Source organism: Ancylobacter sp. 3268 (assembly GCF_031456575.1).
In the GTDB taxonomy this organism is placed as follows: Bacteria; Pseudomonadota; Alphaproteobacteria; order Rhizobiales; family Xanthobacteraceae; genus Ancylobacter.
On the sequence record NZ_JAVDUX010000009.1, the window covers coordinates 145,821 to 172,205 of the forward strand.

General features: G+C 70.3%; 24 protein-coding genes. 10 read left to right on the forward strand and 14 right to left on the reverse strand.

Annotated features, from left to right (window positions below; all coding sequences use genetic code 11):
- Positions 1-105 precede the first annotated feature (105 nt).
- Complete coding sequence (locus J2X65_RS14435; RefSeq protein ID WP_310202160.1) at positions 106-534, forward strand: nucleoside deaminase; 429 nt, start codon at positions 106-108, stop codon at positions 532-534.
- Positions 535-643: 109 nt separating this feature from the next.
- Here the strand turns inward: J2X65_RS14435 and J2X65_RS14440 are convergent, their stop codons facing one another.
- The 8 genes from J2X65_RS14440 to J2X65_RS14475 all read right to left on the reverse strand — a co-directional run bounded on the left by J2X65_RS14440 (position 644) and on the right by J2X65_RS14475 (position 8,659).
- A complete protein-coding gene (locus J2X65_RS14440; RefSeq protein ID WP_310202162.1) occupies positions 644-1,558 on the reverse strand; it encodes a patatin-like phospholipase family protein in 915 nt (304 codons plus the stop codon).
- A 94-nt stretch (positions 1,559-1,652) separates the two neighbouring features.
- Positions 1,653-2,921 carry a phosphoribosylamine--glycine ligase gene (gene purD / locus J2X65_RS14445; RefSeq protein ID WP_310202164.1) on the reverse strand — a complete coding sequence of 423 codons (1,269 nt, stop codon included), beginning with the start codon at positions 2,919-2,921 and terminating at the stop codon, positions 1,653-1,655.
- A gap of 138 nt (positions 2,922-3,059) precedes the next feature.
- Positions 3,060-5,108 (reverse strand): MacB family efflux pump subunit, encoded by a 2,049-nt coding sequence (locus J2X65_RS14450; protein WP_310202166.1) that lies wholly within the window; start codon positions 5,106-5,108, stop codon positions 3,060-3,062.
- A gap of 9 nt (positions 5,109-5,117) precedes the next feature.
- Positions 5,118-6,320, reverse strand: coding sequence for an efflux RND transporter periplasmic adaptor subunit (locus J2X65_RS14455; RefSeq protein WP_310202168.1), 1,203 nt, complete (start codon positions 6,318-6,320; stop codon positions 5,118-5,120).
- A 157-nt stretch (positions 6,321-6,477) separates the two neighbouring features.
- The gene (locus J2X65_RS14460; RefSeq protein ID WP_310202170.1) at positions 6,478-6,669 is read right to left on the reverse strand and encodes a hypothetical protein; all 192 of its coding nucleotides are present in this window, start codon (positions 6,667-6,669) and stop codon (positions 6,478-6,480) included.
- Positions 6,670-6,684: 15 nt separating this feature from the next.
- Positions 6,685-7,578 (reverse strand): S49 family peptidase, encoded by an 894-nt coding sequence (locus J2X65_RS14465; RefSeq protein WP_310202172.1) that lies wholly within the window; start codon positions 7,576-7,578, stop codon positions 6,685-6,687.
- 80 nt (positions 7,579-7,658) lie between these two features.
- Complete coding sequence (locus J2X65_RS14470) at positions 7,659-8,438, reverse strand: methyltransferase (RefSeq protein WP_310202174.1); 780 nt, start codon at positions 8,436-8,438, stop codon at positions 7,659-7,661.
- The gene (locus tag J2X65_RS14475; protein WP_310202176.1) at positions 8,435-8,659 is read right to left on the reverse strand and encodes a DUF2007 domain-containing protein; all 225 of its coding nucleotides are present in this window, start codon (positions 8,657-8,659) and stop codon (positions 8,435-8,437) included. Before J2X65_RS14475 ends, J2X65_RS14470 begins: the two co-directional genes overlap by 4 nt.
- A 169-nt stretch (positions 8,660-8,828) precedes the next feature.
- On the opposite strand from J2X65_RS14475, the gene J2X65_RS14480 reads away from it, so the two are divergent.
- Positions 8,829-9,839 carry a polyprenyl synthetase family protein gene (locus tag J2X65_RS14480; RefSeq protein ID WP_310202178.1) on the forward strand — a complete coding sequence of 337 codons (1,011 nt, stop codon included), beginning with the start codon at positions 8,829-8,831 and terminating at the stop codon, positions 9,837-9,839.
- A gap of 51 nt (positions 9,840-9,890) precedes the next feature.
- Here the strand turns inward: J2X65_RS14480 and J2X65_RS14485 are convergent, their stop codons facing one another.
- Both J2X65_RS14485 and J2X65_RS14490 read right to left on the reverse strand, forming a co-directional pair.
- A complete protein-coding gene (locus J2X65_RS14485) occupies positions 9,891-10,214 on the reverse strand; it encodes a YnfA family protein (protein WP_310202180.1) in 324 nt (107 codons plus the stop codon).
- Positions 10,215-10,224: 10 nt separating this feature from the next.
- Positions 10,225-11,115, reverse strand: coding sequence for a 4-(cytidine 5'-diphospho)-2-C-methyl-D-erythritol kinase (locus J2X65_RS14490; protein ID WP_310202304.1), 891 nt, complete (start codon positions 11,113-11,115; stop codon positions 10,225-10,227).
- Between the two features lie 239 nt (positions 11,116-11,354).
- On the opposite strand from J2X65_RS14490, the gene rimP reads away from it, so the two are divergent.
- The 8 genes from rimP to pnp all read left to right on the forward strand — a co-directional run bounded on the left by rimP (position 11,355) and on the right by pnp (position 22,105).
- Positions 11,355-12,182: a ribosome maturation factor RimP gene (rimP, locus tag J2X65_RS14495; RefSeq protein ID WP_310202182.1), complete on the forward strand. Its 828-nt coding sequence runs from the start codon at positions 11,355-11,357 to the stop codon at positions 12,180-12,182.
- Entirely contained in the window at positions 12,182-13,798 is a 1,617-nt protein-coding gene (nusA, locus tag J2X65_RS14500; RefSeq protein WP_310202184.1) for a transcription termination factor NusA, read from the forward strand. Before rimP ends, nusA begins: the two co-directional genes overlap by 1 nt.
- 97 nt (positions 13,799-13,895) lie before the next feature.
- Entirely contained in the window at positions 13,896-14,573 is a 678-nt protein-coding gene (locus J2X65_RS14505; RefSeq protein WP_310202186.1) for an RNA-binding protein, read from the forward strand.
- 65 nt (positions 14,574-14,638) lie between these two features.
- Positions 14,639-17,467 (forward strand): translation initiation factor IF-2, encoded by a 2,829-nt coding sequence (infB, locus tag J2X65_RS14510; protein WP_310202188.1) that lies wholly within the window; start codon positions 14,639-14,641, stop codon positions 17,465-17,467.
- A 148-nt stretch (positions 17,468-17,615) separates the two neighbouring features.
- Entirely contained in the window at positions 17,616-18,044 is a 429-nt protein-coding gene (rbfA, locus tag J2X65_RS14515; protein ID WP_310202190.1) for a 30S ribosome-binding factor RbfA, read from the forward strand.
- Entirely contained in the window at positions 18,041-19,099 is a 1,059-nt protein-coding gene (gene truB / locus J2X65_RS14520; RefSeq protein WP_310202192.1) for a tRNA pseudouridine(55) synthase TruB, read from the forward strand. The genes rbfA and truB overlap by 4 nt, the downstream gene beginning before the upstream one ends.
- 269 nt (positions 19,100-19,368) lie before the next feature.
- The gene (gene rpsO / locus J2X65_RS14525) at positions 19,369-19,638 is read left to right on the forward strand and encodes a 30S ribosomal protein S15 (protein WP_310202194.1); all 270 of its coding nucleotides are present in this window, start codon (positions 19,369-19,371) and stop codon (positions 19,636-19,638) included.
- Positions 19,639-19,951: 313 nt separating this feature from the next.
- Positions 19,952-22,105: a polyribonucleotide nucleotidyltransferase gene (gene pnp, locus J2X65_RS14530; RefSeq protein WP_310202196.1), complete on the forward strand. Its 2,154-nt coding sequence runs from the start codon at positions 19,952-19,954 to the stop codon at positions 22,103-22,105.
- Between the two features lie 140 nt (positions 22,106-22,245).
- Here pnp and J2X65_RS14535 read toward each other — a convergent pair whose 3' ends face one another.
- The 4 genes from J2X65_RS14535 to J2X65_RS14550 form a co-directional block, all read right to left on the reverse strand.
- Positions 22,246-23,292 (reverse strand): asparaginase, encoded by a 1,047-nt coding sequence (locus J2X65_RS14535; RefSeq protein WP_404977714.1) that lies wholly within the window; start codon positions 23,290-23,292, stop codon positions 22,246-22,248.
- 144 nt (positions 23,293-23,436) lie between these two features.
- On the reverse strand, positions 23,437-23,805 hold the full coding sequence (locus J2X65_RS14540) for an antibiotic biosynthesis monooxygenase (protein WP_310202198.1): 369 nt from the start codon (positions 23,803-23,805) through the stop codon (positions 23,437-23,439).
- A gap of 30 nt (positions 23,806-23,835) precedes the next feature.
- Positions 23,836-25,155, reverse strand: coding sequence for a glycolate oxidase subunit GlcF (glcF, locus tag J2X65_RS14545; RefSeq protein ID WP_310202200.1), 1,320 nt, complete (start codon positions 25,153-25,155; stop codon positions 23,836-23,838).
- A gap of 6 nt (positions 25,156-25,161) precedes the next feature.
- Positions 25,162-26,385 carry an FAD-binding protein gene (locus tag J2X65_RS14550; RefSeq protein ID WP_310202202.1) on the reverse strand — a complete coding sequence of 408 codons (1,224 nt, stop codon included), beginning with the start codon at positions 26,383-26,385 and terminating at the stop codon, positions 25,162-25,164.

Below are 26,385 nucleotides of genomic sequence, written 5' to 3' on the forward strand. Positions count from 1 at the left end.
GGGGATGATCCGAACTTTGGGCGGCGGTGCTATCACGTCCGGGACGCGGACGCGAGCTTTTGGGGGCATCAAGGGTTGAATGAGGCGACGGCACGGCCGGATTTCATGGAACGGGCCCTCGATGAGGCCCGGAAGGCCGCCGAACGCGGCGAGGTGCCGGTCGGCGCGGTGGTGGTACGCGAAGGCGCGGTGCTGGCCGCGGAGGGCAACCGCACCCGCGAGCTCGCCGACCCGTCGGCGCATGCCGAAATGCTGGCGATCCGCCGGGCCGCGGCGCTTTTGGGCACCGATCGGCTCGGCGACTGCGATCTCTATGTGACGCTGGAGCCCTGCACCATGTGCGCCGGCGTCATTGCCTGGGCGCGGCTGCGGCGCCTCTATTACGGCGCCGCCGATCCCAAGGGCGGAGCGGTGGAGAGCGGCGTGCGGTTCTTCTCGGCGCCGACCTGCCACCATGTGCCGGAGATCTATGACGGTATCAGGGCAAGCGAGGCGGCAACGCTGCTGAAGGCCTTCTTCGTCGCGCGACGCTAGAGCGTTTTCGAGCGAAGTGAATTCCACTTCGCGGGAAGAAACGCGTCATGCTAGAGCATTTCCGGCGAACCGGTGTTCACCGGAAATGCTCTAGGCGGACGGCGCGGAACTAGGCCAGCACCGCCTCGACACGGCGCTTCACCTCGTCCTTTACCGGCTCGGCGGCCTTGAAGATCGCGGGGGAACGGAAGAAGTCCAGCACCCGGAAGCTGTCGACATTGGGCCGGATCAGGATATCCGGCGCGCCGGATTTCAGCTTCTCGGCGACGATCGAGCCGGCCATGATCTGCAATGCCGCGAACATGGCGTCGAAGGGCCGCGGCACGCCGCGCGTCTCGCCGCCATGGCCGCCGGTGATATCCACCGCCAGCACCTTGTCGGCGCGCAGCCGCAACAGGTCGAACGGCAGCGGATTGACCGCGCCGCCATCGACCAGCGTATGGCCGCCATGCACCACCGGGCGGATCAGCCCGGGTATCGCCAGCGACGCCGCCACCGCCGGGCGGATGTCGCCGGAAGAGAATACCTGCTCGCGCCGGGCCCAGTAATCGGTGGCGACGACATGCAGCGGGATCGCCAGTTCCTCGAAGCGCGCCGGCACCGAGGCGGGCAGAAATCCCTCGAGGAAGCGCTCGGCATCGAGCAGCACCGGATTGCCCAGCCCGCCGAACAGGTCGGCGATGCGGCCGACACGGGCCGCCAGCAGGCGGCGCATCACCTCGCCGCGGTCCTTCAACAGGTTCGCCACCATATGGCGCAGCTCCTGCGCCGGGATGCCGGACGCATAGGCGGCGCCGATCAGCGCGCCGATCGAGGCGCCGGCGATGGCGACGGGACGCACGCCGAGCTCGTCCAGCGCCTCCAGCACCAGGATGTGCGACAGCCCGCGCGCGCCTCCCGACCCCAGCGCCACGGCAAGCGACGGCTCGCGCCCGGCCAGCGAGGTGCCGTGCGAGGAAAGAACCGGTTCGTGAGGCGGCGCGTGACGTCCGCGCCCGGCGTGAGGGTCGTCCATGGCGGTCATGTCGCATGATTCCGCGGCAATTGTTTGAAAACGTCGCGACAGCCCCATAGTTCGGCCGGCGCGGCGATCTTGTTTCGCCCCGCCGGCCGGCCCGCTATTGCGCCAGCGCCCGCCAGGCGATGTCGGAGCGGCAGAAGCCCTCCGGCCAGTCGACCAGCGCCACCGCGTCATAGGCGCGCTCGCGGGCTTCGGCGACATTGGCGCCGATGGCGGTGACGTTGAGCACCCGCCCGCCATTGGCGATGAGGTGCCCGCCCTCCAGCCGGGTGCCGGCATGGAAGACATGCACGCCCGGCAGCGCGCCGGCGGCGCCGACACCCCTGATCGGCGTGCCCTTCTCATAGGAGCCCGGATAGCCGCGCGCGGCCATCACCACGGTGATGGCGGCGTCCGCCGCCATGGAGACACCACGCTCCTCGGCCAGCGCGCCGGTGGCGGTGGCATGGAGCAGCTCCAGGAGGTCGCCCTCCAGCCGCATCAGCAGCACCTGGCATTCCGGATCGCCGAAGCGGACATTGTATTCGATGAGCTTGGGCCCATCGAGGGTGATCATCAGCCCGGCAAAGATGATGCCGCGATACGGGCTGCCGCCATCGGCAAGGGCGCGGGCGGTCGGCTTGACGATTTCCGACAGCGTGCGGCGCTCCATCTCGGCGGTGAACACCGGCGCCGGCGAATAGGCGCCCATGCCGCCGGTGTTGGGACCCTGATCGCCGTCGAAGGCACGCTTGTGGTCCTGCGCCGAGCCGAAGGGCAGCACTGTCTCGCCGTCGACCAGGCAGAAGAAGCTCACTTCCTCGCCTTCGAGGAATTCCTCGATGAGGATCTCGGTGCCGGGGGTGCCCATGGCGAACACCTCGTCGACCGCGGCAAGCGCCTCCTCCGGCGTCATGGCGACGACGACACCCTTGCCGGCCATCAGCCCGTCGGCCTTCAGCACGATCGGCGCGCCGCGCTCGCGCACATAGGCCCGGGCGGCATCGGCCTGCGAGAACCGGCCGAAGGCGGCGGTCGGAATGCCGTGCTGGCGGCACAGTTCCTTGGTGAACAGCTTGGAGCCTTCCAGCTGCGCCGGGGCTCGGCGCGGGCCGAACACGTTGATGCCCTCGGCGGCCAGCCGGTCGGCGATGCCGTCGACCAGCGGCGCCTCGGGGCCGACCACCACCAGGTCGATCTTCTCGGCGGCACAGATCGAGACGATGGCGTCGTGATCGGTCAGCGGGATGGATTCGAGGCAGCGCGCATGTTCGGCAATGCCGGGATTGCCGGGAATCGCGATCAGCGCCGTGAGCAGCGGGCTCTGCGCCAGCTTCCAGGCGAGTGCATGCTCGCGGCCGCCCGAGCCCAGCAGCAGAACTTTCATGCCTCGTCTCCCGTTCGCGTCATGCGGCGGCGCGTCAACCAGCTACGCGCCATCCGCTCCGCGCTTCGCCTAGACGACCCGGCGCCGGGGAGCAAGGGGCGGGCGGGCCAGGTCGGGATATCGAGAGCCGGAACGAGCCTACTCGTAGGCCAGCGCCACCACCGGATCCATCCCCGCCGCCTTGCGCGCCGGCAGATAGCCGAAGATCAGCCCGGTGAGGAAGGCGCAACCGAAGGCGAGCAGCGGCGGCAGCAGCGAGAGCACGATGTTGACGCCCAGCATCGCCAGCGCCACCGCTGCGCCGAGGCCGAGCACCACGCCGACGGCACCGCCGACCCCGCACACCACCAGAGCCTCGGTATTGAACTGCAGCATGATGTTGCTCATCCGCGCCCCGGTCGCCATGCGGATGCCGATCTCGCGGGTACGCTCGGTGACGCTCACCAGCATGATGTTCATCACCCCGATGCCGGCGACGATGAGCGAGATGGCGGCGACGCAGCCGAGCACCAGCGTCAGCGTCTCCTGCGTTGCCATTGCCGTCTCCAGGAACTGCGCGGTGTTGCGCACCTGGAAGTCCTCGGCCTGGTGGCGCTCGGTGAGGATGCGGGTGACCTCCCGCTCGACGGCCGGGATGTTGGCGGCGTCGTCCACCTTCAGCGTCACCGAGTTGACGAAGCGGCGGCCGAACACCCGCACGAAGCCGGTGGAGAGCGGCACCAGCGCCACATCGTCCTGGTCCTGGCCGAAGGCATTAGCGCCGCGCGCGCCGAGGATGCCGATCACCTGATAGGGCACGTTCTTCACCAGCACGTAGCGCCCGATCGGATCATCCTCGCCGAACAGGTTTCTCGCCACCGTCTGTCCCAGCACCAGCACCGGCGTATAGGCCTTGACGTCGGCGGCGGAGAACATCACCCCCCGCTCCATCGGCCAATCGCGCGCGGCGAGATAATCCGCCGTGGTGCCGGTGATCTGGGTAAAATAATCCTCCGAACCGAACCGCATGGTGTAGCGCCCGGTCCGTTCCGGCGCCACGGCGCCGAGGCCGGGAATGGCGCGCAGCGCGTCGGCATCCTCCGGCAGCAGCGTGGCATTGTCGCCGGAGGTGCGGATGCCCGCGGCGCCGGGCCGCACGATCAGCAGGTTGGTGCCGATCTGGGCGATCCGCTCCATCACCTGCTGCTTGCCGCCGTCGCCGACCGCCAGCATGGTGATGACCGAGGCGACGCCGATGACGATGCCGAGCAGGGTCAGCACAGTGCGGAACAGGTTGGCGTACATGGAGGCGAAAGCCATGCGCACCGCTTCCGCCAGGTCCGGCACGAAGCGGGCGAGGCCGCCGCGACCCTCCAGGTGGCCCGCCGGCTTGGGCGGGGCGGCGGGCGGCGGCAGCGCCGCGCGCGGGGTCGGCTCGTCGGAGACGATGTGCCCATCCTGGAAGCGCACGATGCGCCGCGCATGCGCCGCTACCTCGGCGTCGTGGGTGATCAGGATGACGGTGTGGCCCTCGGCGTTCAGCTCGGTGAGCAGCGCCAGCACCTCCTCGCCCGAGCGGCTGTCGAGCGCGCCGGTCGGCTCGTCGGCGAGGATCACCGGTGCGGCGTTCATCAGCGCCCGCGCGATGGAGACGCGCTGCTGCTGGCCGCCGGAGAGCTGACTGGGCCGGTGCCCGGCGCGCTCGGCGAGGCCGAGCCTGGCGAGCAGGGCGTGGGAACGGGACACCCGCCGTTCCCGCGGCAGGCCGGCATAGATGGCGGGGATCTCGACATTTTCCGCCGCCGTCAGGCTCGGCAGCAAATTGTAGCGCTGGAACACGAAGCCGAAGCTTGAGCAGCGCAGATGCGCCAGCGCGTCGGGGTCCAGCCCGGCGACATCGACGCCGGCGACGCGGTACTGGCCGCTGCTCGGCCTGTCGAGGCAGCCGACGATGTTCATCAGCGTCGACTTGCCCGACCCCGACTGGCCCATGATGGCGACGAACTCGCCGGGCATGATCGACAGCGACACCCGGTCGAGCGCCCGCACCACCGTCTCGCCGTTCGGATAAAGCCGGCTGACATCGACCAGCTCGACGATCGGCGTTCCCGCCGGCGGGACGGGAGAGGGGAGATCGCGGCCGCCAAGGCCGGCTTCGCCGATCACCCCCTCGCGTGTGGCTCCCTCGCCTGTGGTCCCCTCGCTCATGGCGCTGCCTCAGCCGAGCCGCGGCATCATCGGCGGCCGGCCCTGCCCCGGGGTGGCGCCCGGCGCGCGGTTGCCGGTGATCACCCGGTCGCCCACCGCCAGGCCCTCGACGATCTGCGTCATCGAGCGGTTCGACAGCCCCGTCGTCACCGCGCGCTCCTCCACCGCACCGCCACGGGAGAGCACGCGCACCGTCCTGGCGCCATCGCGGCCGGTGCGCAGGGCGGCGGTCGGCACCAGCGGCACGCCCTTGGCCTCGCCGAGCCGGAAGAACACCTGCGCGGTCATGTCGGTCATCAGCATCAGATCGGCGTTCGGCACGTCGATCAGCACGTTGTAGAGCACCACGTCGTTGACGATGGTGGGGGTCGGTTCGACCTGACGCACCGTGCCCTCCCAGCGCCGATCCGGCAGGCCCAGCGTGGAGAAATAGGCGGGGGTGCCGACCTGGATGCGCGGAATGTCGCCCTCGGCGACCTGCGCCGTCACCGTCATGGTCTGGAGGTCGGCGATGCGCAGCACGATCGGCGCGCTCTGGTTGGCATTGAGCGTCGAGCCCTCACGGGCGGTGATCGACACCACGGTGCCATCCATCGGCGCGTAGATCTTGGTGTATCCGAGATTGGCGAGGTCGCCCTCGAGCGTTGCCTGCGTCTGGGCGATCTGCGCCTTGAGGGCGTCGATCTTGGCTTCGCTGATGCGCGCCGTGGCGGTGGCGGCGTCGGCGGCATCCTTGCTGCCGGACTGGTTGGCCAGCAATTGCTGCGCGCGCTCGTTGCGCAGCCGGTCAAGGGTGAGCTGTGCTTCGGCCTGCGCCAGCTGGGCACGCAGATTGTCGAGGCTGGCACGGTCGCCGGCGACGCGGGTCTGGTAGACAGTGGGATCGATCTCGGCGAGCAGATCGCCCTTCTTCACCACCGCGCCGACATCGGGATGAATGGTGCGCAGCTGGCCGGACACCTGGGTGCCGACATCGACATAGTTCTTCGGCTGCAGCTTGGCGATGGCGGTGACCACGGCCTCGATGTCGCCGAGCTCGACCCTGGCGGTCTGGTAGGCCGGCGTCTCAGTGGCATTGCGCTCACCGGAAAGATAGGCAAAGGCGCCGCCCCCGGCCACCAGAACGGCCGCCAGCGCCAGCCACGGCCAACGCCGCCGCCGACGCGGCGCGAGGCGCGTCTCACCCAATTCCCTACCGGAGCGCTGAAGCATCGCCGTTCCGTCGCTTTCCCTGTCTGTCCAAGGGGATAGACCGGAAGCCGCACAGCATAAAGTGAATTCGCGGTAATGTCGTCCGTGGAGGCGCCCGCCGACGCGTCGCCTTGGCTTGTCTACCGGCCCGGCGAGCCCGCCCGATCGGTAAAGGGTCCTAGCGCTGCTGCGGCCGGTAGTCGCCCGTCGCCGGATCGCGCCGCAGCGTGGCCGGGGGCTGGGCGGCCGCCGACTCGTCGTTGCGGGCCTCGTCGAGTTCGGCATTCACCCGGCGCGACTCCTGCGCCAGCTTCTTGATCAGGGCGGCGGCGCCCAGGGCGCCCAGGGCGACGATCAGGAAAGGGGGCATGGACGGTTTCCTCGGTTACAGGCCGAAGCGGCCCCACAGCGCCCGCGTCTCGGCGGCATGGACGATCTCGTCGGCGAAACTGGCACCGATCGCGGCGGCCGATCCTGTCTGGACGCCGACACCGGGGACACGGCGGCCGAACAGCCCGCCGCCGGACTGGATCAGCGGCGTGACGACCTTGTCGCCGTAGCGGGCGCGCAGGAACGCGCGCAGGTCGCCGATCGAATCGACGAGGCCGAATTCCTGCGCCTGTTCCGCCGTCCAGAACTCGCCGGAGAACAGCGTGGCGTCATCGGCGGTCAACACATCGCCGCGCCGCGCCCGCACCAAGCCGGCGAACACCGCATGGATGTCCTTCTGCAGGCTTTTAAGCCGTTCGACGTCCTCCGGCTTTTCCGGCTGGAACGGGTCGAGCATCACCTTGCGCTCGCCGGCGGTGTAGACGCGCCGGTCGATGCCGAGCTTTTCCAGTGCCTTGTCGAAGCCGAAGCCGGCGCTCACCACCCCGATCGAGCCGACGATCGAGAACGGATCGGCGACGATCTCGTCGGCCGCGCAGGCCAGCATGTAGCCGCCGGAGGCCGCCACGTCCTCGACGAAGCCGATCACCGGCACGTGCTTCTCGGCGGCGAGATCGCGGATGCGCTTATAGATGAGATGCGATTGCGCCGGCGCGCCGCCGGGCGAATTGATGACAATCGCCACGGCCTTCGCGCCTTTCACGGCGAAGGCCTTGTCGAGGCTTTTCGCCACCCCGGCAAGGGTGAGCGCCGGGCGCAGCGGCGTGCCGACGCCGATGGTGCCGGACAGACGGACCACCGGAACGATGGCCGCGTCGTCGCGCAGCGAAGCCGGCAGGATGGGCGCCATGTGCCGGCGCAGCTGGGTAAACAGGGACGCAGTTGCCATCCGCAAGACATAGGGCCGCAGGCGCTCCGGCTCAAGCGCCTCCGCCGGCGCGGGCGATAACGGTCAGGCGAGCGGCCGCCTCACGCGAGGCCGGCGCCGTCCCGCAGCACCGCTTCTGCCGCCGGCGTCGGCCGGCCGCCGGCATCGGCGAGCAGCAATCCGGGCAGCAGCGCCGGCGAGGTGCGCCGCCCCTTCACCGCGCCGATCAGCACGCGGATCGCCGGCGCGTCCGGCCGGCCATGGACCGGGCGGATCGTCACGGCACCGAAACGGCCTGAGAGTGCCGCGAGGATAGTCTCCAGCGCCTCCGGGCGATGGATGAGGGCGAGATGGCCGCCCGGGGCCAGCAGCCGCTCGGCCGCCCGCACCCAGTCGTCGAGCGCGACGTCCTCCGCCATATGGGCGAGCGCCCGCCGGCCGCTGGGCGAGACCCGATGGCGCGCCGGATCGTTGAAGGGCGGATTCATCAGCACCGCATCGGCGGCGCGGGGGCCGGGCTCCGCCGGCCCGCCCGGCCGGGCGAGCGTCGCCATGTCGGCCTCCACCACCGTCACCCGCGCCGAGAGATCGGGCTGCTGGCGCGCGGCGTTGCGCCGGGCAAGCGCGGCCGTCGCCGGGTCGACCTCGACAAGGTGCAGCCGCGTCGCCGGCAGCCGGGCGGCGACGGCGAGGCCGGCCGCGCCGACGCCGGCCCCGAGGTCGACCGCGCGGCGAATCGCCGCCGGCACGCTGGCGGCGAGCAGCAGCGCGTCGTGCCCGGCGCGGTGGCCGCGCGCCGGCTGCAACAGTCGCAGCCGGCCGCCGAGCAATGCGTCGTCGGTGAGCGGCAGATCGTCCGGCGGCGGCGCGTCCACGCTCATTCCGGCACCAGTTCGCCCCCCAGGCCGGCTTCGACCAGCAGCCGGCGGGCGCGATTCGCCGCGTCGTCCTCCACCAGCACCCGGCGGGGAATCACCCCGAGCGAGCCTTCGAGGATGCTCATATGCCGGTCGAGCACCAGATGGCCGATGCCGTCGGCGGCGAGGAGCGACTCGACGGCGCTGATGAGGACCGGATCGTTGGTGCGCATGATTTCCCGCATGCGTGCATCATGGCACGGCGCCCCGGCGCTGGGGAGAGGCGCAGCCGATTCCGCCGGCGGAACCGGCCATCCGTGACGGCGGCGAAACCGGCGATCCAGCGGGCGGCTTGCCCGAGAGGCGGGCCTGTCCTTATTGTGGCGCCGGTTTTCATCCTGTCGGAAAATGACTGTGGCTGTCGTCGTTCCTTTCGATCCCGTTGCCGAACCGTCGCTCGAGACCGTCATCTCTCTCGTCCGCGACGACATGGAGCGCGTCAATGCGCTGATCCTGTCGCGCACCGGCTCCGACGTCACCATGATCCCGGAAGTGGCGACGCATCTCATCTCCTCCGGCGGCAAGCGGCTGCGACCGATGCTCACCGTGGCCACCGCCATTCTCGCCGGCTATCGGGGCGAGGGCCACGTCAAGCTCGCCGCCTCGGTGGAGTTCATGCATACCGCGACGCTGCTGCACGACGATGTTGTCGACGACAGCGACATGCGCCGCGGCAAGCCCGCCGCCCGCATGCTGTGGGGCAACGAGGCCAGCGTGCTGGTCGGCGACTTCCTGCTCGGCCAGGCGTTCCGCATGATGATCGAGGTCGGCGACATGCGCTGCCTCGACATCCTCTCGACCGCCGCGGTGGTGATCGCCGAGGGCGAGGTGGCCCAGCTCGCCGCCGCCAAGAACACATCGACCAGCGAAGACGAGTATCTCGCCGTCATCCGCGGCAAGACGGCGGAACTGTTCGCCGCCGCCTGCGAGGTCGGCCCGGTGCTGGGCAAGCTCTCCAAGGCCGAGCAGGCCGCCTGCCGCAGCTACGGCATGAATCTCGGCATCGCCTTCCAGCTGATCGACGACGCGCTCGATTATGGCGGCCAGCGCGCCAAGCTCGGCAAAAATGTCGGCGACGATTTCCGCGAGGGCAAGATCACCCTGCCGATCGTGCTCGCCTTCCGGCGCGGCAACGAGGAGGAGCGGGCCTTCTGGACACGCTGCCTGCAGGATGGCGAGATCGGCGAGGGCGACCTCGAGCGGGCGATCGAGCTGCTCTCCCGCCACCACGCGCTCGCCGACACGGTGGAGCGCGCCCGTCACTACGGCGCCATCGCCAAGGACGCGCTCGGCCTGTTCCGCGACGGGCCGGCCAAGCAGGCGCTGATCGACGTGGTGGAGTTCTGCGTCGCACGGGCCCGCTGAACAGCAAGGGCTCGCTGAAGGCCGCTCGCTGAAGGCCGCCGCCGGGACGTCTCAGCCGCGCGGCGCGTAAAGGATGATCGCCGCGCCGGCGAGACAGACGGCGCCGCCGGCCAGGTCCCACCGATCGGGCCGGAAGCCCTCCGCCGCCCACAGCCAGACCAGCGAGGCGGCGATATAGACGCCGCCATAGGCGGCGAAGGCGCGTCCGGCCGCCTCGGCATCGACCCGCGTCAGCAGGGCGCCGAAGGCGATCAGGCTCAGCGCGCCCGGCGCCAGCCAGAGCGGGTTCGCCCCCGACCGCACCACCGCCCAGAACGCGAAGCAGCCGGCGATCTCGGCGAGCGCCGCCAGCGCGTAGATGAATGCCGTCGTCATTGGCTTGCCCTCATCCGAGCACGGTGGACTTGACCCACCAGTCCGGCCGCGCCGCGGCGATGATCTTCGCCGCCCGCGTCGCCGCCCGGCAATCGTCATAGAGCCCGAAGAAGGTCGCGCCGGAGCCGGACATCCGCACCAGCCGCGCCTCCGGCGTTCCGGCAAGGCGTTCCGCCACCTCGGCGAGCGAGGGTTCGAGCGCACGGGCCGGCGGTTCGAGGTCGTTGGGCACGCCGGCGAGGAAGGCAAGCACCTCGGCGCGCGTCGCAAAGCCGGCGGGTGGCGGCGGCACCGACCGGCTCCGCTCGCCCGGCGCCAGGCCGAGCTGGCGAAACACCGCGGCGGTCGCCACCGGGAGGCGGGGATTGACCAGCACCAGGCCGAAGCGCGGCAGGGCGACGGGGGAGAGCGCCTCGCCGCGCCCGTGCATCAGGCAGGCGCGGCGATACAGGCAGACCGGCACGTCGGAGCCGGTGGCGAGCGCCGCCGCGAACAGGCGCGGGTCGTCGAGCGCCAGCCGGTTGGCCCGGGCCAGCAGCCGGAGCGCCGCCGCCGCATCGGCCGAGCCGCCGCCGAGACCGGAGGCGACCGGCAGCCGCTTGTCGAGGGTGAAACGGCCGACGGCCAGCCCCTCCACGCGCGCCGCCAGTTCCCGCACCGCCTTCAGCACCAGATTGTCCGGCTCGACGGCGAGCATCGCGGCGCCGGGGCCGGCGAGATCGAGGCCCGGCGCGCCGGCCGGGTCATAGGCCAGCCGGTCCGCCGCGCCGGCGAAGGCGACGAGGCTCGACAATTCGTGATAGCCGTCGGCCCGGCGCCCGAGCACGGCGAGGGAGAGATTGATCTTGGCCGGCGCGCGCTCCGCCAGCCGCGGGGCAGGCGGGGACGAGGCGGTCGTCATGGCGGCGGTCGTCATGGCGGTGGGATGGAGCATGCCCTGCTTATGAGCGGCGCCGGGCCGGCCGGCAAGCGGCGGCGGCGATCGGCCCGCCGAAGCGGCGGCTTGCGCCGAAGGGGGTTTTGGCTGTATATGACGGTCATTCACATATCTCAGATGACCTGACGGTTGGTTGAGAGTGGGTTCCGCCGACGGGACCCGCTCTTTTTGCATTGCCGACCATCTCGGGTCCGGTGAGGACGATGAGCGAGAACGACATCAAGGCCGATACCGCTGCAATCGAGGCCCGGCTCGACGAGCCGCGCCTCGTCACCGAGACCGGCCCGGCCGCGCGGGTGGCGGCGATCGTCGCGCCGGTGCTGGAGGGTCTCGGCTTCCGGCTGGTGCGGGTGAAGATCTCCGGCGGCGACCCGATGACGCTGCAGATCATGGCCGAACGACCGGACGGCTCCTTCGGCATCGACGAGTGCGAAGCGGCGAGCCGTGCCATTTCCCCGGTTCTCGACGTAGAAGACCCGATCTCCGGCGCCTATAACCTCGAAATGTCCTCGCCCGGCATCGACCGGCCGCTGGTGCGGATCAGCGATTTCCGGCGCTGGACCGGCCATGACGTCAAGGTCGAGATGGCGGTGCCGCATGAGGGGCGCAAGCGCTTTCGCGGCCTGCTGCTCGGCGTCGAGGGCGGCGAGGCGGTGGTTCGCCTGCCCGACGCGCCCGCCGGCGCCCCCGACACGCATCGCCTGCCGGTCGCCGATATCGGCGAGGCGCGTCTGGTGCTGACCGATGATCTGATCCGCGACGCGCTGCGTCGCGACAAGGCGCTGCGCGAGAGCGGCGACTTCGACGAAGACGATGAACTGGGCGACGAGCTGAACGACGACCAGCAGGACGAGGCCGGCGACGCGGCGGACGAGCAGGTTCTGGTGCGCATCGTTCCGGCCAAGCCGACGCCGGTGCGCAAGGCGGCGGTGAAGAAGCCGTCGCCGAAGGCCTGGCCGAAGCCGCCGGGCGTCAAGCCCGGCAAGAAATCGAACGCCAAACGCAAAACCCCCGCGAAGGAGACGCACTGATGGCTGTCGTCAGCGCAAACCGGCTCGAGCTGCTGCAGATCGCCGATGCGGTCGCGCGTGAAAAGTCGATCGACCGGCATATCGTCATCGCCGCCATGGAGGACGCGATCGCCAAGGCGGCGCGCTCCCGCTACGGCGCCGAGACCGACATCCATGCGGAGATCAACCCGCGCACCGGCGAGCTGCGCCTCGCCCGTCACCTTCTGGTGGTCGATCAGGTCGAGAACTACGCCACCGAGATCGACCTCGTCGGCGCCCGCCGGCTGAACCCGGCGGCGCAGGTGGGCGATTCCATCGCCGACACCCTGCCGCCCTTCGATTTCGGCCGGATCGCCGCGCAGAGCGCGAAGCAGGTCATCGTGCAGAAGGTGCGCGAGGCCGAGCGCGACCGGCAGTATGAGGAATTCAAGGACCGTATCGGCGAAGTCATCAACGGCGCGGTCAAGCGCGTCGAATACGGCAACGTCGTCGTCGATCTCGGCAAGGGCGAAGCCTCGCTCCGCCGCGACGAGCTGCTGCCGCGCGAAGTGTTCAAGGTCGGCGATCGCATCCGCGCCTATGTCTATGACGTGCGCCGCGAGCCGCGCGGCCCGCAGATCTTCCTGTCGCGCACCCATCCGCAGTTCATGGCGAAGCTGTTCGCCCAGGAAGTGCCGGAGATCTATGACGGCATCGTCGAGATCAAGGCGGTTGCCCGCGACCCCGGCTCGCGCGCCAAGATCGCCGTCACCTCGCGCGACAGCTCGGTGGATCCGGTCGGCGCCTGCGTCGGCATGCGCGGCTCGCGCGTGCAGGCGGTGGTGAACGAGCTGCAGGGCGAGAAGATCGACATCATCCCGTGGTCGCCGGACGTCGCGACCTTCATCGTGAACGCGCTCGCCCCGGCGGAAGTCGTCAAGGTCGTGCTCGACGAGGACCGCGAGCGTATTGAAGTCGTGGTGCCGGATGCCCAACTAAGCCTGGCGATCGGCCGCCGCGGCCAGAATGTCCGCCTCGCCTCCCAGCTCACCGGCTGGGACATCGACATCATGACCGAGGCGGAAGAGAGCGAGCGGCGCCAGAAGGAATTCGCCGAACGCTCGAAGATCTTCGCCGAGGCGCTCGATCTCGACGAGATGATGGGCCAGCTGCTCGCCTCGGAAGGCTTTGCCACCGTCGAAGAGCTCGCTTATGTGCCGATCAACGAGCTGGCGAGCATCGAGGGCTTCGACGAGGACACCGCGCAGGAGCTGCAGAACCGCGCGCAGGGCTATCTCGCCCAGGTGGAAGCCGAGCTGGACGAGCGCCGCCGCGCGCTCGGCGTCGAGGACGAACTGCGCGAAGTGCCGGGCGTGACATCGCCGATGCTGGTGGCGTTCGGCGAGAACGACATCAAGTCCGTCGAGGACCTCGCCGGCTGCGCCACCGACGATTTGATCGGCTGGACCGAGCGCAAGGATGGCGAGACCGTGCGCATCGCCGGCGCGCTGGAGGGCTTCCAGCTCTCGAAGGAAGACGCCGAGGCCCTGATCATGCAGGCCCGTGTGAAAGCGGGCTGGATTTCGGCCGAGGAGCTCGCGCAGGCGGGCGACGAGGCCGAAGAGACGACTGAAGAGGACGCCGGCAACGCGGCGTGAGTCGCGGCGCCCTCGCGTCCGGCCACCTTAGGCGGGTGACGGGCCGGGGTGCCGAACGCACTGTCGGAGCCGGTAACGAACGGAGTAGCGCGCAGCGATGCAGCAGGCGAGCGAACAGGTCGGGGATCACGAGATCCCCGCTGGCGCCGGCGAGCCGGAAGAGACCGATGCCGGTCCCGCCGCGGCGCGCCGTGTGCTGTCGCGCCTGTGCCTCGCCAGCCGCACGGTGCGGCCGGTGGGGGAGATGTTGCGTTTCGTGGTGGCGCCGGACGGGCAGGTGGTGCCCGACCTCGCCGCCAAGCTCCCGGGACGCGGCGCCTGGGTCGGAGCCACCCGCTCCGAGCTGGCGCTGGCGCTGAAGAAAAAGGCCTTCGGCCGCGCGTTCCGCGGCAAGGGCCGGGTCGATCCGGGCCTTATCGACCTGGTCGACACCTTGCTGGAGAAGGACGTGTTCAGCGCCCTCAGCTTCGCCAACAAGGCGGGGCAGCTGGTGACCGGCACGACCAAGGTGGGGGAAGCGCTGGTGGGCGGCGCCGCCATCCTCGTTCACGCCAGTGACGCGGCGCGCGACGGGGCGGCCAAGCTCGACGCACTCGCCCGGCGCGTCGGCGAGGCGGAGGGTAAGGAAATAGCCTTCGTTAACTCTTTGTCAGGCGTGCAATTGGACTTGGCGTTGGGGCGGGCAAATGTGGTACATGCTGCGCTGCTCGCCCATCCGACGAGCGCAGGGTTTCTTGCGCGCGTGAGAAGGCTCGAGAGCTGGCGCGCTGGATAAGCGAAGCCGGCGCACAGATGTGAGGCATCCCGCAAGGGGCGTGGATGCTCAGGAACGGATACCGAATGACCGATACGAAGAACCCCGGCGAGAAGACGATGGGCGTGGGCCAGGGCAAGACCCTGACGCTCAAGAGGCCTGTCGAGCAGGGCGTCGTTCGCCAGAGCTTCAGCCATGGGCGCTCCAAGTCGGTGGTGGTCGAGAAGGTGAAGCGGCGCGTGATCGGTCCGGGCGAGAAGCCCGAGGCACCGTCCGCGCCTTCCGCCCCGGCCGCCGCCGCGCCTGCCGCCCCGGCACCGCAGGCGGCGCCGGCGCCGCGTCCTGCACCGGCAGCCCCCCAGCAGGTTCAGGCCGCGCGTCCGGCGCCGGCACCGGCGCCCCAGGGTGCCCGTCCCGCTTCGGCCCCGCAGCAGCCGCAGCGCCCGCCGGTGCAGGGTCGTACCCAGCCCAATCCGGGCGCCAATTATTCCGGGCCGCGTCCCGGTCCCGTCGGCACCCGTCCCGGCGGCGTCGTGCTGCGCTCGCTGACCGAGGAAGAGGCCCGCGCCCGCACCGCCGCGCTTCAGGACGCCCGCGTCCGTGAGGTCGAGGAGCGCAAGCGCGCCGAGGAAGAAGCCCGCCGCCGCGCCGAACGCGAAGCCCGCGAGAAGGTCGAGCGCGAGGCCGCCGAAGCCCGCAAGCGCGAGGAAGAAGCCCGCCGCGCCTTCGAGGAAGAGGCCAAGCGCAAGTCCGAGCAGGAGGCGCGCAAGCGCTTCGGCGAGGAGAATGCGCCGCCGCCGGCCCCGGCCGCCGCGCCCTCGGCGCCCCGCGCCGCCTCGCCGGCCGCCGCCGCGCCTTCGGCCCCGGCCGCTGTTCCCGGCGCCCCGCGCGTCGCGACGCCCCGCAGTGCCGCCATGGAGTCCGAGGACGAAGAGCGCCGTCCGGTCCGCCGCGGTCCCGGTGGCGCGCCCGCGCGCCCTGCCCCGGCGCCGCAGAAGCCGACCCGGCCCGCCGGCGGCGAGAAGAATCGCGGCCGCCTCACTTTGGTGACGGCGCAATCCGGCGATGAGGAGCGGCAGCGTTCGGTGGCGGCGTTCCGTCGCCGCACCCAGCGCATGAGCGGTCACCGCCATGTCGAGACCAAGGAAAAGATCGCCCGCGAGGTCACGGTCCCGGAGACGATTTCCATTCAGGAACTCGCCAACCGCATGGCCGAGCGCGCGGTCGACGTCATCCGCCTGCTGATGAAGCAGGGCCAGATGGTGAAGATCACCGACGTGATCGACGCCGACACCGCCCAGCTGATCGCCGAGGAACTCGGCCACAGCGTGCGGCGCGTCGCCGAATCCGACGTCGAGGAAGGCCTGTTCGACACGCCGGACGCGCCGGAGAACCTGCTGCCGCGCCCGCCGGTCGTCACCATCATGGGCCATGTCGACCACGGCAAGACCTCGCTGCTCGACGCGCTGCGCTCGGCCAATGTCGTGTCCGGCGAGGCCGGCGGCATCACCCAGCACATCGGCGCCTATCAGGTGACCTCGCCGCTCGGCGGCAAGATCACCTTCATCGACACGCCCGGCCACGCGGCGTTCACCGCCATGCGCGCCCGCGGCGCCAAGGTGACGGACATCGTGGTGCTGGTGGTGGCGGCCGATGACGGCGTGATGCCGCAGACGGTCGAGGCGATCAATCACGCCCGCGCCGCCAAGGTGCCGCTGATCGTGGCGATCAACAAGATCGACAAGCCCGATGCCAAGCCCGAGCGCGTGCGCTCCGAGCTGCTCCAGTACGAGGTGCAGGTCGAAAGCATGGGCGGCGAGACGCTCGAGGTGGAGGTGTCGGCCAAGGCCCACACCAATCTCGACAAGCTGCTGGAGCTCATCAGCCTGCAGGCGGAAGTGCTCGACCTCAAGGCGAACCCCGACCGCGAGGCCGAGGGCACCGTCATCGAGGCCAAGCTCGATCGCGGCCGCGGTCCGGTGGCCACCGTGCTGGTGCAGCGCGGCACGCTGCATGTCGGCGACATCGTCGTCGCCGGCGCCGAGATGGGCCGCGTGCGCGCGCTGATTTCCGACAAGGGCACCCAGCTCGCTTCGGCCGAGCCGTCCATGCCGGTCGAGGTGCTCGGCTTCAACGGCACGCCGGAAGCGGGCGACCGCCTCGCCGTCGTCGAGAGCGAAGCCCGCGCCCGCGAGATCACCGACTACCGCAAGAACCAGAAGCGCGAGAAGGCGGCGGCGCGTTCCGCCACCGTGCGCGGCTCTCTGGAGCAGATGATGAGCCAGGCGAAGACGGCGGGCCGCAAGGAATTCCCGCTGATCGTCAAGGGCGACGTCTCCGGTTCGGTGGAAGCGATCATCGCCTCGCTGGAGAAGCTCGGCACGGACGAGGTGCAGGCCCGCATCATCCATTCCGGCGCCGGCGGCGTGAACGAGAGCGACGTCACGCTGGCGGAGACCGCCGGTGCGGTGATCATCGCCTTCAACGTTCGCGCCAACAAGGAAGCCCGCGAGGCGGCCGAGCGTGCCGGTATCGAAATCCGCTACTACAACATCATCTACGACCTGGTGGATGACGTGAAGGCGGCGATGGGCGGCCTGCTCGCCCCGGTCAACCGCGAGACCATGCTCGGCAACGCTCTCATCAAGGAGATCTTCGCGGTCTCCAAGGTGGGCAAGGTCGCCGGTTGCCTGGTTACCGACGGCATCGTCGAGCGCGGCCAGCATGTCCGCCTGATCCGCGACAATGTGGTGATCCACGAAGGCAAGCTCGCCACGCTCAACCGCTACAAGGATGCGGTCAACGTGGTGCAGTCCGGCCAGGAATGCGGCATGTCCTTCGAGAACTACCAGGACATGCGCGCCGGCGACGTCATCGAGTGCTACCGCGTTGAGGTGGTCCAGCGCACGCTGTGACCATCGCGCCGCCTGACGGCCGGACGGTTCTCCGCCCGGCCGCCTGAGACTTGCCGCGGGAGCCGGACGGTCCGAATCCGTCGGCTTCGGTCGAAGCCGTCCCGCCTGCCGGCCAAGCCGGTGCGGGCGTTGAGGATTGTTGAACGTCATGAAGACCAAAGCGAGCTCGGGCACCGGCCCGAGCCAGCGCCAGCTGCGTGTCGGCGAGCTGGTGCGACACGCCCTGTCCGACGTGCTGTCGCGGGGCGACATTCCCGATCCGGCGCTGTCGAAGGTGCTGATCACCGTGCCGGAAGTGCGGATGAGCCCGGATCTGAAGATCGCCACCTGCTTCGTCATGCCGCTCGGCGGCAAGGACACCAAGGCGGCCATCGACGCGCTGGCAAGCAACGCCAAGCTGCTGCGCGGCGAGATCGCCCGCCGGCTGGAGCTGAAATTCGTGCCGGAACTGCGCTTCCGCATCGACACCTCCTTCGAGGAAGGGGCGCGCATCGACGCACTGCTGCGCTCGCCGGACGTGGCGCGCGATCTCGACCATGACGACAACAACGAGAACGACGAGGACGATCAGCCATGACCGCCCCCATGATCGAGGCCGCCGCCAGCGCGGTCGACGCCGTCGACGAGACCATCGCCGCACCGCCGGCCGGCACGCCCCCGGCCGATGCCCGCCCGCGCGGGCCGAAGGGCGACCGCCGCGAGCGTTCCGCCCGGCGTCCGAAGAAGGATGTCGACGGGTGGGTCCTGCTCGACAAGCCCGTCGGAATGACCTCCACCCAGGCGGTTGGCGCGGTGAAATGGCTGTTCCAGGCCAAGAAGGCCGGCCACGCCGGCACGCTCGACCCGCTCGCCTCCGGCTGCCTTCCGATCGCCCTCGGCGAAGCCACCAAGACCGTGCCCTTCGTCATGGACAGCCGCAAAGTCTACCGCTTTACCGTGCGCTGGGGCATCGAGACCGACACCGACGACAGCGAGGGCCAGCCGGTCGCGCAGTCGGGGGCACGGCCGGCCCGCGACGACATCCTCGCGCTGCTGCCCAGCTTCCGCGGCGAGATCGAGCAGGTGCCGCCGGCGTTCTCGGCGCTGAAGATCAATGGCGAGCGCGCCTATGATCTGGCGCGTGACGGCATCGCCGTCGAGCTCGCCGCCCGCCCCGTCGTCATCCACCGACTCGACCTCGTCGACATGCCGGATGTTGACCACGCGGTGTTCGAAGCTGAATGCGGCAAGGGCACCTATGTGCGCTCGCTCGCCCGCGACTTCGGCCGCCAGCTCGGCACCCACGGCCATATCGTCGCGCTCCGGCGCAGCGTGGTCGGCACCTTTGCCGAGGAAGAGCTGGTCCCGCTCGACCAGCTGCGCGCCATGCACGAGGCCAATGGCGAGACCCCGCCCCTGGCGGCGCTCCGCCCGGTGGAGATCGGCCTCGACAGCCTGCCCTCGCTGCGGGTGAGCCCGGCGGATGCGGCGCGGCTGGCGCGCGGCCAGTCGATCATCCTGCGCGGGCGCGACGCGCCGATCCTCGAAGGCCCGGTCGCCATCACCGCCGGCGGCCGGCTGGTGGCGCTCGGCGATGCCGAAGGGGCGGAGATCTTCCCCCGGCGCATCTTCCACGCGGCCCCGGCGGCCTGAACTGCGGCGGCCGGCCGTGCGCCGGCCCCTCGCAAAGCGAGCCGCCACACGCGTTCCACCGCTGGCCGGGCGCAAGATGCGACTGGCGTCGCGGGCGATTTCGTGTATGGTGCGCCCGCGTTGCGGACCGAGAGGTCCGCGCGAGCTCTTCGCTTTTCGACCGCGCTGGACGACATCCCGGCCCGGCCGATCCGCGAAGCCGGCGCGCCCGCCAAGGCAGATTCTGCGGCGGCCGCCATCTTCTCTACCAGAACCGGAAAGGACATCCGATGTCGATCACGCCGGAGCGCAAGCAGGCGCTCATCAACGAATATGCCACCAAGCCGGGTGATACCGGTTCGGCGGAAGTGCAGGTTGCGATCCTCACCGAGCGCATCACCAACCTGACCGGCCACTTCAAGAGCCACGCGAAGGACAACCACTCCCGTCGCGGCCTGCTCAAGATGGTGTCCGCGCGTCGCGGCCTCCTCGACTATCTAAAGAAGACCGAGGAAACCCGCTACAAGTCCCTGATCCAGCGGCTGGGCATCCGCCGCTGATCGTTTGACGAGGCTCGCACCGCCCGGTGCGGGCCTCGTCCGCTATCCAGACCATGCGTTGCGGATCCAGCCGCGGCGCCGGCGACCTTCGCGATCGGGATTTCCCGATCGACCGCAAGGTCCGCCAGACCAAGAAACCGGAGCCTGAGGAGCAGGTTCCGGAACACGCAAGAGCGGCGGGCATGGGGCTCGCCGCGTCCGACAGAAGCGGCGGCCATGGCAGGATCGCCGGAGACTTGGCCCGGCATGTCCGGGAGAGCGGAGTCTCCCGCCGTCTTGCCCATGGCCCCTCTTCGGAAAGCCAGAGACAGACATGTTCGACATTCACCGCGAGGAACTCGACTGGGGCGGGCGCACGCTCACCCTCGAGACCGGCAAGATGGCGCGTCAGGCCGACGGCGCCGTGCTCGCGACATACGGCGACACCACCGTGCTCGCCACCGTGGTCTCGGCCAAGGCGCCGAAGCCGGGGCAGGACTTCTTCCCGCTCACCGTCAACTACCAGGAAAAGGCCTATGCGGCCGGCCGCATTCCCGGCGGCTATTTCAAGCGCGAAGGCCGTCCGTCCGAGAAGGAGACGCTGGTCTCCCGCCTCATCGACCGCCCGATCCGCCCGCTCTTCGCCGACGGCTACAAGAACGACACCCAGGTCGTCGTCACCGTTCTCTCGCACGATCTCGAGAACGATCCCGACATCGTGTCGCTGGTCGCCGCCTCCGCCGCGCTCACCCTGTCCGGCGTGCCGTTCATGGGCCCCATCGGCGGCGCCCGGGTCGGCTTCATCGACAATGAGTACGTGCTCAACCCGACCGTGGACGAACTCAAGGAATCCGCGCTCGACCTCGTGGTCGCCGGCACCGCCGACGCCGTGCTGATGGTCGAATCCGAAGCCAAGGAGCTGTCCGAAGAGGTCATGCTTGGCTCGGTGATGTTCGGCCACCGTCACTTCCAGCCGGTGATCGAGGCGATCATCCGCCTCGCCGAAAAGGCCGCCAAGGAGCCGCGCGACTTCGCCGCTCCCGACAATTCGGCGCTCGAGACCGAGCTGCGCGGCCTGATCGAGGACGATCTGCGCGCCGCCTACAAGATCGCCCGCAAGCAGGACCGCTACGATGCGGTCGGCGCCGCCAAGGCCAAGGCCAAGGCGCACTACGTCGCCCTCGCCGCCGAAGGCAAGGACGTGCCGGACGCGCAGACGCTCGGTGAAGTGCTGAAGGAGCTGGAAGCGAAGATCGTCCGCTGGACCATCCTCGACGAAGGCGTGCGCATCGATGGCCGCGACACCAGAACCGTCCGCCCGATCGTCGCGGAAGCCGGCCTCCTGCCGCGCGCCCACGGCTCGGCGCTGTTCACCCGCGGCGAAACGCAGGCGCTGGTCGTCGCCACGCTGGGCACCGGCGAGGACGAGCAGTTCATCGACAGCCTGGAAGGCACCTACAAGGAGCGCTTCCTGCTGCACTACAACTTCCCGCCCTTCTCGGTCGGCGAGACCGGCCGCATGGGTTCGCCCGGCCGCCGCGAGATCGGCCACGGCAAGCTCGCCTGGCGCGCCATCCGCCCGATCCTGCCGCCGCAGCACGAGTTCCCCTACACGCTGCGCGCGGTGTCGGAGATCCTCGAATCGAACGGCTCGTCCTCGATGGCGACCGTCTGCGGCACCTCGCTGGCGCTGATGGATGCCGGCGTGCCGCTGCGCCGTCCGGTGGCCGGCATCGCCATGGGCCTCATCCTCGAGGGTGAGAAGTTCGCGGTGCTGACCGACATCCTCGGCGACGAGGACCACCTCGGCGACATGGACTTCAAGGTCGCCGGCACCGACAAGGGCGTCACCGCCCTGCAGATGGACATCAAGATCGCCGGCATCACCGAGGAGATCATGAAGGTCGCCCTCGGCCAAGCCAAGGACGGTCGTCTGCACATCCTCGGCGAGATGGGCAAGGCGCTGTCCGGCGCCCGCGCCGAGCTCGGCGAGCACGCCCCGCGCATCGAGGTGATCCAGATCCCGGTCGACAAGATCCGCGAAGTGATCGGCTCCGGCGGCAAGGTGATCCGCGAGATCGTCGAGAAGACCGGCGCCAAGATCAACATCGAGGACGACGGCACCGTGAAGGTCGCCTCGGCGTCCGGCGAATCGATCAAGGCGGCGCTCAACTGGATCAAGTCGATCGCCTCCGAGCCGGAGATCGGCCAGATCTACGAGGGCACCGTGGTGAAGGTGGTCGATTTCGGCGCCTTCGTGAACTTCTTCGGCGCCAAGGACGGCCTCGTCCACGTCTCGCAGCTCGCCAAGGAGCGGGTGTCCAAGCCCTCCGACGTCGTCAAGGAAGGCGATAAGGTGAAGGTGAAGCTGCTCGGCTTCGACGAGCGCGGCAAGACCCGCCTGTCCATGAAGGTCGTCGACCAGGCGACCGGCGAGGACCTCGAGGCCAAGAAGGCCGAGGACAATGAGGCCGGCGCCGCCGAGTGATCGGCCGCGACCTCACGGTCGATATCGAGCGGGGCGCCTTCGGGCGCCCCGTTTCGTTTCGGCGCCTCCCGCCATGGCATCTTCCATCACGGGAGCGGCCAGCCTGACGCGGCGTGGCGGCGACGCGTGCGACGGGCCGCTCAGCCGAAGGCCGCCAGCGCCGCGGCGATGTCCTCGCGCGAAAAACCCCCCTTGAGCGCCAGTACCAGCAGCAGCCGCGCCTTCAGCGCCGGCAGCAGGCCGGCGGGAAGGGCGCCGCGGGCGATCAGATCGATTTCCGAGCCGGGATAGCCATAGCTGCGCTCGAATACCGGGCCACCGAGCGTCCGGCTGGCCAGCACCACCGGCATCTGCGCCGCCAGTTCGCCGACCGCCTCGGCCATCACGCCGGGGACATGGCCGGCGCCGGCACCCTCGATGACCGCGCCGGCATAGCCGAGGCCGGCCAGCACCGGCAGCAGCCGGCCGTCATCGCCCATGCCGATCTTGACCAGCGCCACCGGCGGCAAATCGCCGGCTTCCGGCAGCAGCACCGGCACCGCGAGCGGCGCGACCCGGCTGAAGAATCGCGCCCGCCCCTCCGCCACCAGCCCGAGCGGACCGCCATTCGCCGAGACGAAGGCCGAGGTGAGCGCCGTATGCGCCTTGCGCACAAAGCGCGCGGCATGGATCTCGTCATTCAGCACCACCAGCGTGCCCATCCCCCGCGCCGCGGCGCTGACGGCGACGATGGCGCCGGCAAGCAGGTTCGCCGGGCCGTCGGCGCCCGGCTGCTGCGGGCCGCGCATGGCGCCGATCACCACCACCGGCCGTTCGTCGCGCACCAGCAGATCGAGCGCGAAGGCGGTTTCCTCGATGGTGTCGGTGCCCTGGATCACCAGCGCCGCGTCGAAACCCTCCGCGAAGGCGACTCGGATCTCGGCGGCGACGGCGGCGATGTTGGCGAGGGTCAGCGAGGAGCTGCCGAGCCGGAACGGCGAGCGCGCCTCGACAGCCGCCACCTCGCCCAGCCCCGGCACCGCCGCCACCAGATCGGCGGCGCCCAGCGTCGGGGCGATGCCGCCGCCGGCGGTGGCGGTCATGGTGATGGTGCCGCCCAGCGACAAGGCGAGGAGGCGGGGCCGCTTGGCCGGGTGAGCGGCGGAAGGGGCGGCGGGAGTGGTGGTAGCAGGAGTGGTGGCGGGCATGGGCGCTCCGGGGCCTTCAGTGTCCGACTTTTATACCGGCCGGTCCCCGTCCTGTCGCTCACACCTTGCTCGCCACCGGGAATGGCCCAGCGCGCCCGGCCGGTCGGCGCGCCCTTGCCGATGTGGCGAGGTCCGGAAATGCCCTCACACCACCGGCGGATGCACCGCGCGGCTGTCGTCCGGTGCCTCGTCCCGCTGCTCCAGGCCGTAATCGCGCAGGATGCTCGCCACGCGCAGCCGGTAGTCGCGGAACACACCGCCACGACCGCCCTTGCCGCGCCCCTCGCCCTGGGCGATACGGTGCGAGGGCAGGCAGCGCCAGGCGCGCACCGCCTCCTCGTCGCGCCAGATCGACAGAGACAGGAGCTTGCCCGGCTCGGTGAGGCTCTCGAAGCGCTCCACCGAGATGAAGCCGTCGCGCCCCTGGAGATCGGCCTTCAACGCGGCGGCGAGGTCGAGATAATGCTGGCGCTGGCCCTCTGCCGGCCAGACCTCGAAGATGACGGCGATCATTGATGCGCTCCCCTCATATCCGCCCGCCGATCACTCCGCCGCGACGGCGAACGGCGCCGGCAGCGGGCTCGGCCCGCCGGTCGCCCAATCAAGCAGTTCGACCGTGTGCACGGCGGGGATGGCGGTGCCGCCGCCGATCTGGGTCAGGCAGCCGATATTGCCGGCGGCGATCACCTGCGGCTGCGTCCGCTCGATATTGGCCACCTTGCGCTCGCGCAGGCGGCCGGCGATCTCCGGCTGGAGAATATTGTAGGTGCCGGCCGAGCCGCAGCACAGATGCCCCTCGGCCGGCTCCAGCACGGTGAAGCCGGCGCGGGTCAGCAGTTCCTTCGGCGCCGTCTTCACCTTCTGACCGTGCTGCAGGGAACAGGCGGAGTGATAGGCGACGCGCAGGCCGGCGTCGATCACCGGCACCGGCAATTCGCGTTCGACGAGGAACTCGCTGATGTCCTTCGCCAGCGCCGACACTTTCGCCGCCTTCTCGGCATAGGCCGGCTCGAGGCGCAGCATATGGCCGTAATCCTTGATCGTCGTGCCGCAGCCGGAGGTGGTGATGACAATGGCGTCCAGCCCCTCGCCCTCGATCTCCCGCCACCAGGCGTCGACATTGGCGCGGGCATTGGCGAGCGCCGGTTCCTCCTTGCCCATATGGTGGGTGAGCGAGCCGCAGCAGCCGCCGCCGACCGGCCGCACCACCTCCACCCCCATGCGGGTGAGCAGGCGGATCGCCGCCTCGTCGATCTCCGGCCGCAGCACCGGCTGGGCGCAGCCGTCGAGCAGCGCGACGCGGGCGCGGCGGGCGCCGAGCGCCGGGAATTTGCGGACAGTTTCGCCGGCCGAGCGGGTCGCCGGCCGGGCCGGGGCCAGCTTCAGCATCGCCGCCACCGGGGCTAGGCCCGGCACTTGGCCGATCAGGCCGGCGAAAGGTCGCGCCAGCATGGCGCCGGCCAGCGACAGGCGGAACAGCGCGCGGCTCGGCAGCACCTTGGCTAACACGGCGCGCAGCGTGCGGTCGAGGAAGGGGCGCCTGTAGGTCTTCTCGATGTGGTCGCGGGCATGGTCGACCAGGTGCATGTAATGCACCCCGGATGGGCAGGTGGTCATGCAGGAGAGGCAGGACAGGCAGCGGTCGATGTGCTTGGCGACCTCGGCAGTGGCCGGCCGGTCGTTCTCCAGCATGTCCTTGATCAGGTAGATGCGCCCGCGCGGTGAATCCAGCTCGTCGCCGAGCAGGGTATAGGTCGGGCAGGTGGCGGTGCAGAAGCCGCAATGCACGCAGGCGCGGAGAATCTGCTCGGACCGCGCGACCTGCGGATCCGCCAGCTGGGCGAGGGAGAAATGGGTCTGCATGGCTTCTCACACTCCCGCATACATGCGGCCGGGGCTCAGCACCCGGCTGGGGTCGAACCCGTCTTTCATCCGCTTCACCAGCGCTCCGGTGACCGCGTCGAGCGGCTGGAACACGTCGATCGCGGCGCGGGTGGCGCGCTCGGCGCGGATCAGCGTCGCGTGTCCGCCGGCAATGGCGACCGCCTCGCGCACCAGCCCGGCGCGCGGATCGGCATCCGGCATCTCGATCCAGACGAGGCCGCCGGCCCAGTCATAGAAGCAGGTGCCGCCCGCCGCCCCGACCGCGGCGCCGAGGGCGGCGGCCTTCATCGGCGCGGTCGAGACCCGCCAGACGGCGCGCGACAGGTCCTCGCCGAACGGCTCGACATCGCGCAGCGCCCGCCACAACGCGGCCGAGCTCTCCGCCTCCAGCCGGCCGAGCGTGCCGAAGCCGCCGAGCAGGCCTTCCAGCTTCTCGCGGCGATGGCGGATCGACGGCGGCACCCCTTCCAGCCGCAGCGCCGTGACCGAGGTTCCCGCGAGCGCCAGCGCGGGAATGCGTCCGGCAAGGACGAACGGCACATGGGCGGCGCCGGAGACGTCGTAATAGGAGCCGACCGCCGCGCTCATCGCCTTGGCGGCGGTGGCGTCGTCGAGGCCGTAGATCAGCAGCGTCTCCAGCGTCTCCGGACGCGGCAGCACCTTGATGGTCAGCTCGATGAAGGCGGCGAGCGTGCCATAGGAGCCGGCGAGGCCGCGCGGCAGGTCGTAGCCGGTGACGTTCTTCACCACCCGGCCGCCGGCCTTGAAGGCCTCGCCCCGGCCGGACACCGCCCGCAGGCCGAGCGCGTGGTCGCGGGCAGCGCCGGCGCTGGGGCGGCGGGGGCCGGCGAGATTGGTCGCCATCAGCCCGCCCAGCGTGCCCTGCCCGCGCGGACGGCCGAGGAGCGGGCCGAAATCCATCGGCTCGAACGCCATCATCTGGTTCGAGGCCGCCAGCAGCGCCTCGATCTCGGCGACCGGCGTGCCGGCGCGGGCACTCAGCACCAGTTCGGCGGGCTCGTAGAGCGTCACGCCCGCCAGCGCCGAGAGGTCGAGCGTGGCATCGGTCTGGATATGGCGGCCGAGGCCCTGCTTAGAGCCGGTGCCGGCGATGTCGAGGGCGCGTCCCCCGGACACCGCCCAGCGCACGGCCTCGACGACCTCGGTTTCATCGCGGGGACAGAGACGGTCTGTGGCGGGTTCGGTCAT

Excerpts from the sequence above, each read along its gene's own strand:
- J2X65_RS14435 (WP_310202160.1), top strand. The coding sequence starts at position 106 with ATGGAACGGGCCCTCGATGAGGCCCGGAAGGCCGCCGAACGCGGCGAG.
- J2X65_RS14440 (WP_310202162.1), bottom strand. The coding sequence starts at position 1,558 with ATGACCGCCATGGACGACCCTCACGCCGGGCGCGGACGTCACGCGCCG.
- purD (WP_310202164.1), bottom strand. The coding sequence starts at position 2,921 with ATGAAAGTTCTGCTGCTGGGCTCGGGCGGCCGCGAGCATGCACTCGCC.
- J2X65_RS14450 (WP_310202166.1), bottom strand. The coding sequence starts at position 5,108 with ATGAGCGAGGGGACCACAGGCGAGGGAGCCACACGCGAGGGGGTGATC.
- J2X65_RS14455 (WP_310202168.1), bottom strand. The coding sequence starts at position 6,320 with ATGCTTCAGCGCTCCGGTAGGGAATTGGGTGAGACGCGCCTCGCGCCG.
- J2X65_RS14460 (WP_310202170.1), bottom strand. The coding sequence starts at position 6,669 with ATGCCCCCTTTCCTGATCGTCGCCCTGGGCGCCCTGGGCGCCGCCGCC.
- J2X65_RS14465 (WP_310202172.1), bottom strand. The coding sequence starts at position 7,578 with ATGGCAACTGCGTCCCTGTTTACCCAGCTGCGCCGGCACATGGCGCCC.
- J2X65_RS14470 (WP_310202174.1), bottom strand. The coding sequence starts at position 8,438 with ATGAGCGTGGACGCGCCGCCGCCGGACGATCTGCCGCTCACCGACGAC.
- J2X65_RS14475 (WP_310202176.1), bottom strand. The coding sequence starts at position 8,659 with ATGCGGGAAATCATGCGCACCAACGATCCGGTCCTCATCAGCGCCGTC.
- J2X65_RS14485 (WP_310202180.1), bottom strand. The coding sequence starts at position 10,214 with ATGACGACGGCATTCATCTACGCGCTGGCGGCGCTCGCCGAGATCGCC.
- J2X65_RS14490 (WP_310202304.1), bottom strand. The coding sequence starts at position 11,115 with ATGACGACCGCCTCGTCCCCGCCTGCCCCGCGGCTGGCGGAGCGCGCG.
- rimP (WP_310202182.1), top strand. The coding sequence starts at position 11,355 with ATGAGCGAGAACGACATCAAGGCCGATACCGCTGCAATCGAGGCCCGG.
- nusA (WP_310202184.1), top strand. The coding sequence starts at position 12,182 with ATGGCTGTCGTCAGCGCAAACCGGCTCGAGCTGCTGCAGATCGCCGAT.
- J2X65_RS14505 (WP_310202186.1), top strand. The coding sequence starts at position 13,896 with ATGCAGCAGGCGAGCGAACAGGTCGGGGATCACGAGATCCCCGCTGGC.
- infB (WP_310202188.1), top strand. The coding sequence starts at position 14,639 with ATGACCGATACGAAGAACCCCGGCGAGAAGACGATGGGCGTGGGCCAG.
- rbfA (WP_310202190.1), top strand. The coding sequence starts at position 17,616 with ATGAAGACCAAAGCGAGCTCGGGCACCGGCCCGAGCCAGCGCCAGCTG.
- truB (WP_310202192.1), top strand. The coding sequence starts at position 18,041 with ATGACCGCCCCCATGATCGAGGCCGCCGCCAGCGCGGTCGACGCCGTC.
- rpsO (WP_310202194.1), top strand. The coding sequence starts at position 19,369 with ATGTCGATCACGCCGGAGCGCAAGCAGGCGCTCATCAACGAATATGCC.
- pnp (WP_310202196.1), top strand. The coding sequence starts at position 19,952 with ATGTTCGACATTCACCGCGAGGAACTCGACTGGGGCGGGCGCACGCTC.
- J2X65_RS14535 (WP_404977714.1), bottom strand. The coding sequence starts at position 23,292 with ATGCCCGCCACCACTCCTGCTACCACCACTCCCGCCGCCCCTTCCGCC.
- J2X65_RS14540 (WP_310202198.1), bottom strand. The coding sequence starts at position 23,805 with ATGATCGCCGTCATCTTCGAGGTCTGGCCGGCAGAGGGCCAGCGCCAG.
- glcF (WP_310202200.1), bottom strand. The coding sequence starts at position 25,155 with ATGCAGACCCATTTCTCCCTCGCCCAGCTGGCGGATCCGCAGGTCGCG.
- J2X65_RS14550 (WP_310202202.1), bottom strand. The coding sequence starts at position 26,385 with ATGACCGAACCCGCCACAGACCGTCTCTGTCCCCGCGATGAAACCGAG.